Source organism: Thioalkalivibrio sp. ALE11 (genome assembly GCF_000381205.1).
GTDB lineage: Bacteria > Pseudomonadota > Gammaproteobacteria > Ectothiorhodospirales > Ectothiorhodospiraceae > Thioalkalivibrio.
Window position 1 is genome coordinate 142774 of the sequence record NZ_KB906166.1, and the last position, 14640, is coordinate 157413.

At 70.9% G+C, this 14640-nt stretch carries 9 protein-coding genes; 3 read left to right on the plus strand and 6 right to left on the minus strand.

Going from position 1 to position 14640, the window contains the following annotated elements:
* Positions 1-78 precede the first annotated feature (78 nt).
* On the plus strand, positions 79-1485 hold the full coding sequence (locus F620_RS0104690) for a diguanylate cyclase domain-containing protein (RefSeq protein ID WP_231373871.1): 1407 nt from the start codon (positions 79-81) through the stop codon (positions 1483-1485).
* Here F620_RS0104690 and F620_RS0104695 read toward each other — a convergent pair.
* Positions 1482-3839, minus strand: coding sequence for a helicase-related protein (locus tag F620_RS0104695; protein ID WP_026331315.1), 2358 nt, complete (start codon positions 3837-3839; stop codon positions 1482-1484). The two genes, F620_RS0104690 and F620_RS0104695, sit on opposite strands and share 4 nt — an antisense overlap.
* Positions 3840-4007: 168 nt before the next feature.
* Between F620_RS0104695 and nrtS the strand changes: the two genes are divergently transcribed.
* Together nrtS and F620_RS14205 are read left to right on the plus strand one after the other, a co-directional pair.
* Positions 4008-5111: a nitrate/nitrite transporter NrtS gene (gene nrtS, locus F620_RS0104700; protein ID WP_019569646.1), complete on the plus strand. Its 1104-nt coding sequence runs from the start codon at positions 4008-4010 to the stop codon at positions 5109-5111.
* A complete protein-coding gene (locus F620_RS14205; RefSeq protein WP_019569647.1) occupies positions 5104-7149 on the plus strand; it encodes a bifunctional diguanylate cyclase/phosphodiesterase in 2046 nt (681 codons plus the stop codon). Before nrtS ends, F620_RS14205 begins: the two co-directional genes overlap by 8 nt.
* Positions 7150-7171: 22 nt before the next feature.
* Here F620_RS14205 and F620_RS0104710 read toward each other — a convergent pair whose 3' ends face one another.
* The 5 genes from F620_RS0104710 to F620_RS0104730 form a co-directional block, all read right to left on the minus strand.
* The gene (locus tag F620_RS0104710; RefSeq protein WP_019569648.1) at positions 7172-7645 is read right to left on the minus strand and encodes a DUF302 domain-containing protein; all 474 of its coding nucleotides are present in this window, start codon (positions 7643-7645) and stop codon (positions 7172-7174) included.
* Positions 7646-7724: 79 nt separating this feature from the next.
* Positions 7725-8822, minus strand: a complete 1098-nt coding sequence (locus tag F620_RS0104715; protein WP_019569649.1) for a hypothetical protein — start codon at positions 8820-8822, stop codon at positions 7725-7727.
* Positions 8823-8919: 97 nt separating this feature from the next.
* Positions 8920-11583 carry a hypothetical protein gene (locus F620_RS0104720; RefSeq protein ID WP_019569650.1) on the minus strand — a complete coding sequence of 888 codons (2664 nt, stop codon included), beginning with the start codon at positions 11581-11583 and terminating at the stop codon, positions 8920-8922.
* Between the two features lies 1 nt (position 11584).
* Entirely contained in the window at positions 11585-13642 is a 2058-nt protein-coding gene (locus tag F620_RS0104725) for an amylo-alpha-1,6-glucosidase (RefSeq protein WP_019569651.1), read from the minus strand.
* A gap of 52 nt (positions 13643-13694) precedes the next feature.
* On the minus strand, positions 13695-14510 hold the full coding sequence (locus F620_RS0104730) for a glucose 1-dehydrogenase (protein ID WP_019569652.1): 816 nt from the start codon (positions 14508-14510) through the stop codon (positions 13695-13697).
* Between the last annotated feature and the right edge of the window lie 130 nt (positions 14511-14640).

Here is a 14640-nt window from a genome sequence, read left to right on the forward strand (position 1 = left end):
GCGCCGTTGACCGTGGCCCGTCATGGTATAAGCTCGAACAATGGCCCCGCACAGGCGGGCATGGATCAGGTGCCCCGGATGGACGACGAATTCGAGTCGCAGCTGCGTGCGGCGCTTCCCTTTACCGATCTCCCCGAGGAGCCGATCCCGGTCGCCTGGCGACGGGTGCTCCGGGACGCGGCAGAGCGTATCCGCGAGCTGGAGGAGTGCCGGGAGTACTACCGTCAGCTGACGGACGCCGGTCAGGTCCTGATCTGGGTCTCCGGGGCCGACGGGGGCGTGGAATATGTCAACGAGCCCTGGCTGCGTTTCACCGGCCGCAGTCTGGCGCAGGAGCAGGGCGACGGCTGGCTGGAGGGGGTCCACCCCGACGACCGCGCCGCCTGCATGCAGAGCTACCGAACCGCCGTCGCCGCGCGCCGGACCTTTACCCTGGAATACCGCCTGCGCCGCGCCGACGGCGAGTATCGCTGGATCCTCGACGAGGGCGGGCCGCGCCATGACCCGCACGGCGAGTTCCGGGGCTATGTCGGCTTTTGTTACTACGACATCACCGCGCGTCGGGCCGCGGAACAGGAGCTGCACCGTTCCCTGCACCACATCCAGGTGCTGCACGAGGCCCTGGACCGTGTGCCGGTCGCGGTCTATGTGAAGGACCGGCAGCGTCGCTATACCTATGGCAACCGCGAGACCCTGCGGGTGTTCGGTTGCACGGCGGACGAGCTCTACGGACGCGGCGACGAGGATTTCTTCCCGCCGGCCACGGTCGCCCGTCTGCACGAGGTGGACAGCCGGGTGCTCGCCGGCGAGGACAGCCGCGAGGAGATCGAGGCGCTCGAGGAGGACGGTGGCCACCGGGTCTGCTGGGAGGTCAAGACCCCGGTCTACACGGACTCGTCCCGCACTCTTCCCGACAGCCTGCTGGGCATCTCCACCGACATCACCTGGCAGAAGGATCTGCTGCGCGAGTTCGAGCACGGTGCCCATTACGATGCCCTGACCGCGCTGCCCAACCGGGTCCTGCTGCTCGATCGCCTGCACCAGGCCATGGTCCGGGCCCGGCGCCGGGGAACCCAGCTGGCGGTGGTGTTCCTCGACCTCGACGGTTTCAAGGCGGTCAACGACGGCTATGGTCACGACGCCGGGGACCGTCTGCTGCGGGTGGTCGCCGAACGCATGCGGGCCTGCCTGCGCGAGGGCGATACCTTCGCCCGGCTGGGGGGCGACGAATTCGTCGCGGTCCTTGAGGACGTGGACCCGGGAGCCACCGTCCCGTTGCTGGAACGCCTGCTGGCGGCCGCCGCGGCGCCCGTGGAGGACGGCGAAAACGTGTTCCGGATCAGCGCCAGCCTGGGGATCGCATTCTACGGACACGACCCCGAACCGGGCCCGGAACAGCTGCTGCGCGAGGCGGATCAGGCGATGTACCGGGCCAAGGCGGCCGGGCGCAACCGCTACGTGATCTCGCGGCCAGCCAGGGGCTAACGGACGTCGACCACGCGGCTGGCGCGCTGGAAGCGAACGTGCCAGCCCTGCCAGGCGGGCAGTTCCCAGCGCTTCGGGTCGTCGCGCCGGTTGCCGTCGATTTTCTCTGCGGTGACGGTACGGCGGGCGACGTTGTAATGGATGCGCATGTGCAGGCCCGAGAGCCGCACCTCGCGCGGATAGCGGCGATCGAACCGTTCGCGTTCCCACTCGGGTACGCCCTCGAACACCAGATCCTCCGGTTCCAGCAGGGCCACGTCCTCGTCCGATTCCACGCCCAGGGTCTGCAGGCGGCGGGCCAGCCAGTCGCGGGCGTCCGGGACCTCGCCCTGCTCGAAGCCCAGTGCGAGATACAGCGCCCAGGCGTCCAGGTCGTCGCGCAGGCGCGAGCCGGCGGGGGCGAGCAGCTGGTCCTCCAGGATCAGCGCGGCCAGTGCCTCGCGTGCCGCGGCGCCTGCGGGGCGGGTGCGGTCGCTGTGCAGTACGCGCCCGGCATGCCACCAGTCGCGGCGGACCACCAGTCCGTCGGCGGACCATTCGGGATCGGCGATGGCCGGCGTGGCCACCCCCGCGTCGATCAGGGCATCGGGCTCCAGCGGCGCGAGCACCGTGGCGATGGTGCGGGTGTCGCGGGTGCCCTTGCCGGGCAGGCTGTGGCTGTCGAACACCACGGCCGCCTCGGCATCCTCGGCCAGTAGCGAATCGCGACCGATTTCCGCCTCCTCGCCGCCGTTGCCCAGCGCGAAGCGGCGGCGCTCGCGGCGGACGAAGGCCAGCTCGGGAGCGGCGGCGACCGCGGCGGTCAGCGCCCGCGGCGCGGTGGCCGCGAGAGATTCGGACTCCGGCTCCTGCTGCGGTTCCTGCTGTGATTCCCGGGCGGGCAGGCCGGCCAGCTCGCGCACCTGACGGGCCAGATGGAGCGCCTCGCGGCGTTCCTCCCGGCGTATATGGACCCCCTCGGGGGCGTGGCCGCGCACCGCGGCGACCCGCAGCGTCGCATCACAGGCCCGCCCGAGGGCGGCGACCGCCTCCTGCCGCTCGCGTTCGTCGTTGGGCGGCACCGCGACCGCCCGGCGGCGGCCGAGGGCGCCGGCGAGATCGGCCATGAACGCGGCCGTGGCCGCATCCGGCATGGCCAGCACCAGATGGGCCAGCGCGGTGTCCACCGGCAGGGCGAACAGGCGCTGCCCGTGCTCGGTCGCGCGGCCATCCGCGTCGATCGCGTGCATCGCCCGCAGCCGGTCTTCGGCGCGTTCCAGGGCCTCCTCGCGCGGGGGATCGGGGAATGCGAGTTCGCGCGCCGGGCGGTCGCAGCAGGCGGCCGCCAGTACCGGTTCGGTGAGGTCCTCGCGCTGCAGCTCCGGCGGGGTGTTCGCAGCCAGCGGGGCATTGCGCCCCCACAGCCGCAGGCACAGCCCCGGTGCGGTGCGGCCCGCGCGCCCGCGGCGCTGCTCCGCGCTGTCGGCGGCGATCGCCTGCAGCGCGAGCACGGTGCGGCCGTTGCGCCGTCCGGTACGGCGCTCCAGACCGCTGTCGACCACGGCGGTGACCCCGGGCACGGTCACCGAGCTCTCGGCGACGTTGGTGGCGAGGATCACCCGGCGTTCCTGGCCCGGCTGCAGGGCATGGCGCTGCGCCTCGGCGCTGGCGCCGGCGTGCAGCTCGATGCAGGCCACCGGCTCGTCCTTCAGGGCCCGCGCCGCGGCGGCGATCTCGCCGCGCCCGGGCAGAAAGGCGAGGATATCGCCGTCGGTACGCGCCAGTGCGGTGCGTACGCCTTCGGCCACGCGCGTGGCCAGGTCCTTCGCATGGGGCATCGCCTGCGGCTCTGCGGCGAGGTGTTCCAGCGCGACCGGCCAGGAACGGCCGGGGCTCTCGAGGTGGGTGCCGCCGAGATCGCGGGCGAGGCGCGCGCCGTCGATGGTGGCCGAGGTGATCACCAGGCGGTGGCGTCCGGCCTCGGTCAGCAGGGCGTAGAGCAGGTCGGTATCCCAGCGGCGTTCGTGGAACTCGTCGAGGACCACCACCGCGAAATCCGCGAGGCCGTTGTGCGCCAGCCATTGCAGGGCCATCCCGGGTGTGGCGAACACGATCTGCGTGTCGCGGTCGCAGCGCACCTCGCCGCGCACCGCGAAGCCCGCTTCGCGCCCCGGCTTTCCGCCGAGCAGACCGGCCACCCAGTGCGCCAGGCTGGTGGCCGCCACTCGGCGGGGTTCCACCACCAGCACGCGCCCCTGGTCCCGCGCCCACACCGGCAGGCGCGTCGACTTGCCCGAGCCGGTTGCCGCCGACACCACCACCGGACCGGCGGCCAGCGCCGCGGCAAAGTCCCCGCGCAGGGCGTCGATGGGCATCTCCTCGCTCATGCGGGCGAAGTGTCCACACAGCGACGGGCCGATCAAGCCCTTCCGGGCGGCCTGCGTGCCGGTCCGGGGCCGCGAGGGATAGGTGATTACCCCGATGTCAGGGTTTCTACTGCGGTCTAGTTTCGCAGGAAACGAGCGTTGGGAGAGGGGACAACGATGACGGCGCAGGGATTTCTGCAAACGGCCGGCAGCCACGGCATCCCGCTGCGGGCGTTCAAGGTGGCGATGGTGGTGGGCCCGGTGCTCATCGTCGTGAATCAGTGGGAGGCGCTGGTGGGGGCCGCGCCGGTCGACTGGCTGAAGGCCGCGCTTACCCTGGTCGTGCCGTTCCTGGTGGCCACGGTCAGTGCGACGGCGGCCCAGTTCCGGTGCCACGCCCGGTATGCCGAACCGGCATCCGCCGAGCCGGTGCCCGAGGCCCCTGCAGACGGCGCTGCGTCGTGCGATCCGCAGCGTCTGGCCGCGCTCGCGGCCCGCGTGCGTGACAATGCCGGTCAGGTCAATCAGGCCTCCGAACAGCGTCTGGCGGATGTCGACCGGGTGCTGGAACGCACTCGCCAGGCCGTGGACGAGGCGCGGCAGACCGAGTCGGCGGCGCAGCAGAGCTGTCTCGAACTCAAGGAGGCCGACCGCCAGGCCGGGGAGGTGCGCGGGGAAATCGGCGCGACCCGCGAGGGCATGAACGAGGGGGCCGACGAAGGTCGCTCCCTGGCCGGGGAGGTTCGCACCTTCAAGCAGCGTTTTTCCGAGATCCACCGCATGGCGGGCGATATCCGCGACATCGCCGGCCAGACCAATCTGCTGGCCCTGAATGCCCGCATCGAGGCCTCGCGCGCCGGCGAACAGGGGCGGGGGTTTGCGGTCGTCGCCGAGGAGGTCAATGGTCTGGCGGACAGCGCGGGGCGCTCCGCGGACGAGGTGGCCTCGCTGGTGGACGAGCTGTCCGGGGCGGTTGAACGGATCACCGGCCGGATCGAGACACTGGCGAACGGCATGGACGATCTTCGCGCGCGCAGCGAGGAGGCGGCCGGCGAGGTGGAATCCATTGCCGATACCATCGGGCGGGCCGCGGCCACCTCGGACGATGCCGCGGCCCGGGCATCGCAGCAGGCGGAGGAACTGGACGAGCTGGTATCCCGGCTGGAACAGGTACAGGCGGATACCCGGCGTGCCATCGAGGGATCGGCGTCCAACAGCAGCGCCGGCGAAGAACTGGTGCGTTTGCTCGGGCCCGCCGACGGAGGGAAAGACCATGGGTAGTCTGCAACGTTGTTTCGGGGGGCGTCTGGGGCGTCGGGTCAGTGCCGTGGTGCTGCTGGGGGTTCTGCTGCTCCAGGCCCTGTTGCTGGGGTTGCTGTACCGGGTGGAGCCCGGTATCCCGACGATGCCGGGCGACGGGGCGGCCGGTCTGCCGGTCATCGCGGGTGCGGTGCTGCTGGCCCTGATGGCGGCGGCCGCGATGCTGATGCTGATGGATCGCCTGGTTCTGCTCCCGATCCAGCGGCTGCGCCGGGCCATGCAGGGTGCGGCGGGAGATCCCGAGCATCCCCTGCGCTATCGCTCCGGGATGCAGGGCGGGGATGAGCTGGCCCGGCTGGGCACGGCGTTCGACGTATTGCAGCAGCGTTCCGCCGAAACCCTGGAGCGGCTGGCCGAGCGCGAGGCTGCGCTGGGACGCTGGGCGGAAGAGGAAATCCGCAGCATGGCCCGGTTCCCGGACGAAAACGTGTTTCCGGTGCTGCGCGCGGATCGGGCCGGGGTCCTGCAGTACGCCAATCCGGCCAGCGCCGAGCTGCTGGCCGAATGGGGCATCCAGCAGGGGGACGGTCTCCCGGAACACTGGCGTGATACCGCGGCGGCGGCACTGGACGACGGCGAATATCGCACCCTGGAGGTGCGGCTGGGCGAGCGCTGGTTCCAGATCCATGTGGTGCCGGTTACCGATGCCGGCTACGTGAACCTCTACGGCACAGACATCACCGAGCGCAAGACCTACGAGGATGCGCTGCTGCAGCGCCAGACGCAGGACGAGACCACCGGTCTGGCCAACCTGCCGGTGTTCCAGGACCGTCTGCAGCAGGTCCTGCAGCAGGCGCGGCTGCACGCTCATCGGGCCGCCGTGGTATTTCTCGGGATGAGCGGGTTCCAGCACATCAATGGCATGGCCGGCCGCCGCGCCGGGGACGCCGTGCTGGCGGTGGCCGCGCAGCGGCTGCAGGCCGAGGTCCCGGCCGACCATACCGTGGCGCGGGTGGGCGGCGACGTGTTCGGGGTGGTCGTGCCCGCATTCGACGACCCGGGCGAGCTTTCGTGTCTGGCCGAGCGGCTGGCGGGGGCGCTGGCGCAGCCCTACGAGGTGAACGGGCGACCGCTGGAGAGCGGCGCGCACGCCGGTATTGCCAGCTATCCGGCGGCGGGCGAGGAGGCGGCCACGCTGATCCGCAACGCGGATCTCGCCATGGCCGGGGCCAAGCGGGAAGGCGGCGCCCGGGTGCGCTTCTTTTCGGCGGAAATGAACGCGGCAGTGGAGCACCACAACCGGCGCCTGCGCGAACTGCGCACCGCGCTGGCGGAGGATCAGTTCGAGGCCTTCTATCAGGTGCAGGTGGACAGCGTGACCGGACGCGCGACCGGGGCCGAGGCGCTGGTGCGCTGGCATCATCCCCGGGAGGGGCGGGTGTCGCCGGGAGATTTCATCCCGGTGGCCGAGGCCGGCGGCCTGATCGGCGCGCTGGGCGATCGCGTGCTGGAGCAGGCGGTGGGCCAGGTGGCACGCTGGCGCGCGGCGGGCTGGGAGGCGGTCACGGTGGCGGTGAACGTATCGCCGCTGCAGCTGGCCGACGACGGCCTGGTGGAACGGGTGGCGGGGCTGCTGGAGACCCACGGCGTGCCGGGCGGTGCCCTGGAACTCGAAGTGACCGAGAGCGCGATGATGGCGGACGTGGAGCGCATGGGGACGATCCTCGGCCGCCTGCGCGAGCTGGGCGTGGGGATCGCAGTGGACGACTTCGGCACCGGGTATTCCTCGCTGGCCTACCTGAAGACCCTGCCGGTGGACAAGATCAAGATCGACCGCGCCTTCGTCCGCGACCTGCCGGACGACCCGCATGACCGGGCCGTTTGCAGTGCGGTGGTCGCCCTGGGCGCCGGCCTCGGCCTGCGGGTGCTGGCCGAAGGGGCCGAAGAAGCCGGGCAGGTGGCGGCGCTGGGGGAGCTGGGCTGCCGCAGCATCCAGGGCTTTCATTACGGCCACCCGGTTCCCGCCGGCGAGCTGGAGGCCCGCTGGCGGGCCGGGTGACGGCGGCGTCCGGCGCCGGGGATCAGTCGGGGGCGATGGCGGCGTCGGTGAGGTTGTCCAGTGCCCGCTGCATGTTGCCGATGACCTTGTCGCGGTCGTCGATGCCGTGGCGCTCGGCGATGTGGCCGGGGTCGTTGTAGCCCAGTCGCACCCGGCCGTCGGCGTCCTCCCACGCCAGGGCCTTCATGGGCAGGTCGATGCCGGCGCTCTGTGCACTGGTAAAGAAATGCGAGCCCGCCGCCGGGTTGCCGAACAGCAGCAGTTCCGTGTCCCGCAGCGGGATGTCCACGCCCTCGGCCTTCGCCGCGTGGTCCCAGCGCAGGGCGATGCCGATGTCGTTGGCCTCCAGCGCGTGTTCCAGACGGTCCAGGGTCTCTGCCGGCGAGTGCGGGCTGGTCTTGATGATCAGGCCGGGTACATCGCCGGCCGCTGCGGGCGTGGCCGCCAGGGCCAGCAGGACGGACAGCAGGGTCGTGGCCGGAAGGTTGCGTTTCATGATGGCTCCTTGTCGATGGACAGCAGGGGAAGGCCCCCGGCGCCAGGGGCGCCGAGGGCCGGGGGACGGCGCGTGGCGGTCAGCCGGTCTGATTGTCGCCGGTTACCGGGACCGGGCAGTTGACCACGAAGCCGCGCGGGCTGTTCGGCGTCCCGTCGTGGGACACCAGCTCGTCCGCCTCCAGCGCGGCGCGGATGTCGGCCGCGGAGGTCAGCAGGTGCGCCTGCGAGGGATCCTCCCAGGTCAGGGCGAAGTGGTCCCAGAACGGGCTCCATGCCGGGTGTCCCGCCGGGTTGCCGAACACCGCGGGCTGGTGGCCCATCACGCCGGAGCCCTCGATGCCGTTGGTGAAGACCCACACCTTGTCGGTGCCGCCCACGTCGACCAGATCGTCCAGCGGTGCCGAGACCGGAACGCTCATCATCTCGGCCGGCCCTCCGAGGGACGCGTCGGTGACCAGGTAGTAGCTGCCGGGGAAGGCCTCGTGGAGCTTCAGGGTGACGCGGCCGGAGCCGGTATCCAGCGGCTCCAGCAACTGGCCGCCGCCGAGATATTCCTGCTTGTCGTCGTCCACCGTCAGACTGCCTTCCGGCCAGGCCATCAGCGGATAGTTCACGAACACCCCGGTGGACTCCACCGTCACGGCGCCGGCCTCCTCCGCCGAGCGGATGGCTTCGGCGCTGTCCAGACTCGCCGGGTCGGATTCGCCTTCGCGACCGGCCGCCCGTACCCGCTTGATCTCCATCAGCGGCGAATAGTCGTCGGCCGGCGGCACGGAGCGGATCACCGGTGGCACGCCGTCCCCGCGCAGGAACAGCTCGTTGGCCCTGCCGCGCCCCTGGGCGGTGTTCAGCAGTGGCACGTGGACCAGCCCCTCGCGCTCGGCAAACTCGGGATCGGAGGCGTCGGTGCGGATGAACCAGGCGTGGCCGGAGGCGTGCACGGCCTGGTGCAGACGCATGGTCACGTGGCCGAAGGCGCCGGGCCAGTCGCCCGGGCGAATGCTGTAGTCGATCACGTCCCCGACGATGGCCCGGCTGGATGTGGTTGCGGCGCGTGCGGTGCCGGCCAGGCCCTGCAGGGCGAGACCGGGAAAGGCGGCGCCCAGGGCCAGGCCGGCGGCGCCGGCCCCGCCCAGACGCAGGAAGTTGCGACGGTTCAGAGTGGAAGCAGGCATGGCGGTTCTCCTCCTGTTTTTTGTGCGGTCGGCGTTCACATGAACGCCTTGTCCTGAACATAGGCCCCCGCCGACCGCGGCGAATCGGGGTTTTCCCCTACAACGTCGGTGGCCGGTGCGAATCGGCCAGCAGTTTCGCCAGCAGCCCGGTCCAGCCGGTCTGGTGCGCCGCGCCCAGCCCGCGGCCGTCCTCGCCGTGGAAGTACTCGTAGAACTGCAGCAGGGGTTCGCCTTCGGGACCGCACAGGGGGCCGTCGCCGGCCAGTGCCGGAGCGGTGCCGGAGGCGTCGGGCCGGTAGAGACCGGTGAGGCGTTCGCCAATGAGGTCGGCGGCCTCGGCCAGGGTGACTTCCGCGCCGTCCAGGCAGGGGGCCGGGATGCGGAAGCCGTCGCCCAGAAAACGGTGGAACCTGCGCAGTGCCTGCACCAGCGCGTAGTTGGTGGGGAGCCAGATCGGCCCGCGCCAGTTGGAGTTGCCGCCGAACAGGTCGGAGGTGCTCTCCCCCGGGATGTACTCGATAGTGGTGTGGCCGATGCCGGGGATCTCGCCCAGGTCGGTGTAGTCGGCGTGGATGCGGCTTACGCTGCGGATTCCGTGCGGGGCGAGGAACTGGTCTTCGTCCAGCAGGCGGCGCAGGACCGCCGCCAGTCGGCGGGCATCCACCAGCGCCAGCAGGTGTTCGCCGTGTTCGTTCTCCGCGTCCGGACATGCGCAGACCACGCTGCCCCGGTAGGCACCGCCCTGGTGCTCGTGCAGGGCCCGGCGGAAACGTGGCGCGCAGCTCAAAAGCTCCGGGCCCACCAGTTCGGCCGCGAACAGCGGGATCAGGCCCACCCACGAGTAGACGTCGATCGGGTGGCCGGTACCCTCGGGGGTCACCACCACATCCTTGAAAAACCCCGATGCCTCATCCCACAGACCGGCGTGGCCGGACTCCTCGCTGCCGGCGATGGCCTCGGCGATGGCGAGGAACTGTTCGAAGCTCTGTACGGCCATGTCGTCGTAGCTGCGGTCGCTGCGGCACAGCTCCAGGGCCATCACCGTCATGTTGAGGGCGAACATGGCCATCCAGCCGGTAGCGTCGGCCTGCTTGAGGGTGTAGCCCGGAGGCAGGGATCGGGAGCGATCGTAGACCGAGATGTTGTCCAGACCGAGGAATCCGCCCTCGAACAGATTGTGACCCTCGGTGTCCTTGCGGTTGATCCACCAGGCGTAGTTGAGCAGCAGCTTCTGGAAGACCCGCTGCAGGAAGGCGGTATCGCCGGCCCCGTGCCGGGCACGCTCGGCGCGGAAGGCCTCCAGCGCCGCCATGGCATGGACCGGCGGGTTCACGTCCTCGAAGGCCCATTCGTACGCGGGGATCTGGCCGTTGGGGTGCAGGTAGCGCTCCGACAGCAGCGTTTCCACCTGACCTTTGGCCAGTTCCGGGTCCAGCAGGGCCAGTTGGGGGACATGGAAGGCCAGATCCCAGGCGGCGAACCAGGGGTATTCCCAGGTGTCCGGCATGGAGAGGATGTCGCGGGCCCGCAGGTGGCGCCAGTGCCGGTTGCGGCCAGCCCGGCGTTCGGACGGAGGCGGCAGCTGGTCCCCGTTCAGCCATCGCCGTACCTCGTGGTGGTAGAACTGCTGATTCCAGATCATGCCCGCCAGCGCCTGACGCAGGGTTGCGGCATCCGCCGTGCCGGCGTCCGGCAGCAGATCGGCGTAGAACGCATCCGCCTCGGCCGTGCGCGCCGCGAGGACGGCTTCGTGGTCGGCAAAGGGGGTGTCCAGCGCTTCCTCCGAGAGCACCAGATCCACGTGAAAGGCCTCGCCGGGAGGTGTCTCGGCGGCGTACCAGGCGGCGCATTTGGTGCCTTCCGGGACCGGGTTGACGGCGCTCGTCTCGCCGTTCACTACCCGCCGGTGGAAGGCATCCTTCACGTAACGGGAGGCGCTCGGTACGCCGAACAGCCGCTCCTGATGGGTCTCGTTCTCGGTGAACAGGAGGGCGGCGTCCCCGGCCCCGTACAGATAGCAGTGCCCCGGGGCGGGCGCCGTCACCCGGACGGCCCAGTTCGCGCCCGCGGGCGCTCCGGTCGTCGTGAGGCGCGGCTGCACGACATCGTCGTCACCCCAGGCCCAGGTATTGCGCAACCACATCGTGGGCAGCAGGTGGAGCGTGGCCGGGGCATTCCCGCGGTTGTGGGCGCGGATGCGGCAGTGGATGGCTCCGGGCGCCGCCCGGGCCCAGGTGATGACCACATCCCAGTAGCCGGCCTCCCACACCGGGTGGTCCCGCAGGTTGAAGGGCGGGTCGCTGCGGCCGCGGCGCCGGTTCTCCGCCACCAGCTCGGCATAGGGATACTCGCCCTGCGGGTAACGGTAGAGGTACCGCAGAAGGCTGTGGCTGGGCGTGGCGTCCAGGTAGAAATAGCGTTCCTTGACGTCCTCGCCCCGGTTGCCCTGATTGCCGGTCAGGCCGAAGGCGCGTTCCTTGAGGATGGGGTCGACTCCGTTCCACAGGGCGAGCGCCAGGCACAGGCGCTGCTCCTGGTCACAGATCCCGCCCAGCCCGTCCTCGCTCCAGCGACAGGCCCGTGAACGGGCCTGGTCATGGTCGAAGTATTCCCAGGCCTCGCCCTTGGCGCTGTAGTCCTCGCGCACCGTGCCCCAGGCGCGCTCGGCGAGGTAGGGCCCCCAGCGGCGCCAGTCGATTTCGCCATGGCGCTGCTGTTCCAGTCGCTGTCGTTCGGCGTCATGTCGATGGTCGTGGTCCATGTCACCCTCCTTCGTGGTTCGGTACCGGGGACTGGTACGGGCCCGGGGCGCGGCCCGATGTCACACGCTCGAGACGCCACCATGCCTCCAGCACGCACGCGGCCGACCAGGCCTGCGCCGGGGCGCCCCGGGGTGTATGGGGCGGATCGCCATCGAAGATTTCGCTGACGTGGCCCAGTCCGGCGTCGGTCAGGTGGTCGCCGACGGGAAGCAGCCGGGCGCGGGCTGCATCGGCATCGCCGGTGATCCGGTACTCGGCCAGCGCCCAGGGGCCCAGCAGCCACCCCCAGACGGGGCCCTGATGGTAGGCACCGTCACGTTCCTCGACCCCGCCGCGATAGCGCCCGCGATAACCGGCTTCGCAGGGGGCCAGGGAACGCAGGCCGCTGGAGGTCAGGAGGTGACGCCCGGTTTCCGCCACGACCCGCGCCTGCGCGCGAGGGTCCAGCGGGGAGAACGGCAGGCTGACCGCCAGGATCTGATTGGGCCGCACCGCCGGCTCGTCCCCGTTCGGGCCGTCGACGACATCCAGCAGGCCGCCACGGGGCCGGTCGAAACGCACGAAGGCGCCCGCGACGTTCCCGGCGTGATGCTGGTAGTCCTCGCCCTCCTGTCCGGCGGCCTCGGCGAGCTCGGCCATGGCGGCCAGGGCGTTGTGCCAAAGGGCATTGAGTTCCACCGGTTTGCCCGTGCGCGGGGTGATTACGCGGTCGCCGATCCTGGCGTCCATCCAGGTGAGCTGGATGCCGGGCTCGCCGGCACGCAGCAGGCCATCGGCGGGATCGACGCCGATGCCGAACCGGGTGCCGGCGGTGTAATGGTCGATGATGGACGCGAGCCCCGGCAGGGCCCGGGCGACGGCGCGGAAGTCGCCGGTCTCGCGCCAGTAACACCACCAAGCATGCACATACCACAGGGCCGCATCGGCGGTGTTGTATTCCGGTCTGTCGCCGGCGCCCGGGAACACGTTGGGCAGCATGCCGCGATCCAGGAAACAGCCGAAGGTTTCCAGGATGCGCCGCGCCTCGTCGGGATGCCCGGTGGCCAGGGTCAGGCCGGGCAGGGCGATCAGGGTGTCGCGCCCCCAGTCGCCGAACCAGGGGTAGCCGGCAATCACCGAGGCCCCTTCGCTGCCGTCGGGCAGCGGGCGGGCGAAGCGGTAGTCCCGGGTGGCGAGGGCGAGCCGCCGGATCCATGCGGGAGCGGTCACGATCTCGGGGGCCGCCCGCGGCCAGTGAGCCACTTCTCCGTCGTCGGCGGCGCGGAAGGCGTCCAGGGCGCCGCCGGTGTCGGCCTCGGGCACGGCCTCCCGCGCGACGCCCAGGCCTGTCCACCGCCCGGGCTCCAGGGGCAGCACCACGCTGGCCACGTGCAGGTGACGGTCCCGGTCGGGCAGCCCCCGTTCCCGCTCGAGCGGCAGGTCGAAGGCCTCGATCCACTGCGGCGTTACGGTCTGCCACACGCCATCGGCCACGGCCCCCATCCAGGTGTGCCCCGGATGTTCGACGCGCAGTTCGCCGCCGGCGGCGTGCACGGCGGGCTCCGGCGCATCGGACGGCGTGCTTTGGTGGTGGTCGCGGTCGTTGACCAGCAGCGCCACCCGCAGCTGCAGGGGCGTCTTCTCCCGGCCGGGGCCGGGATCCGCCCGCCAGGCCATCCGCGCGGTGTCCTCGCCGGGCATGAGCCAGATCCGGCACTCGAGGACGAGGCTGCCGAGGGCGTAGCGCCAGACCGGCATGCGTCCATCCAGGTGGAACGACTCCAGCCACCGGTGGCCCTCGGGATCCACGGCACCGTCCGCCCAGCGATTGGTGAACAGCGGGATCGCGTCACCGTCGACGAGCAGGGTGGCTTCGGCGCGGGTTGCCAGCAGCCGGCGCCCCAGGGGTGGTTCGACCGGGGCGATCAGCAGGCCGTGGTAGCGCCGCGTGAGGGTCGCCGCCACGGTGCCGGCGGCGTAGGCGCCGCGACCGTTGCCCAGCCACCATTCACGACGCTCGGCCTGTGCCAGGTCGCCGCAGATTGCGCGACCCAGGCGGATGTCCGCTGCGGGTCGCATCACCGTTTACTCCCGATGATGCGCCGGGATCCGGGCGAATCGCGGGAAACCATCAGCCGTTGTCCCGGAAGCCGGGGTAGAGCGACATGCCGCCGTCCACGTAGAGGGTGGTGCCGTTGACGTAGTCGGAGGCGTCGGACGACAGCCAGAGCACGGCCGCTGCCACGTCGTCGGGATCGCCGACCCGGTCATAGGGGATCAGGGTGCGCAGCGTCGCCTCGGCCTCCGGATCGGACCAGGCCTCGCGGTTGATGGCGGTGCGGATCGCGCCGGGCGACACGCCGTTGACGCGAATGCCGAGGTGGGCCATCTCCTGGGCGAGGCTGCGCACCAGCATGAGCACGCCGGCCTTGGAGACGGCGTAGTTGGTATGTCCGGCCCACGGAATGGTGTCGTGTACCGAAGACATGCAGACGATGCACCCTTTGGCGCGGGAGCCCCGGGAGGCAGTGCCCTGTTGCCGAAAGGTGCGGATGGCTTCCCGGGCGCAGAGGAACTGGCCGGTGAGGTTGACGTCCAGCACCTTCTGCCACTGGGCGAGTGTCATCTCGGAGAACGTGGCGTCCTGTTGAATACCGGCGTTGTTCACCAGGGTGTCGAGGCCGCCCCAGGTGTCGACCACCTGCCGGAACAGCGCTTGTACCTGCGCCTCGTCACTGACATCGGCCTGCAGGGTCATCGCTTCGCCTCCGCCTTCCTGGATGGCATCACGGGTGGCGTCGCAGTGTTCCCCGGCCCCCAGGTCGCTGATGGCCACCCACGCGCCCGCGCCAGCCATGGCCCGGGCGATCGCGGCACCGATGCCGCTGCCGCCTCCTGTGACGAGGACCCGTTGTCCGGCGAGATCGGGGAAGGATGCGGTGACCATGGGATGTCCTTCAGGATGGTTGCCTTTCTTTGAGGGTAGGGCTCGTGACAGCGGATAGATATCGGGAGAAACCCGTACGGGATTTCCCGCATTCGGTTCGGCACGAAATGCGCTACCTTCGGGGAACGGG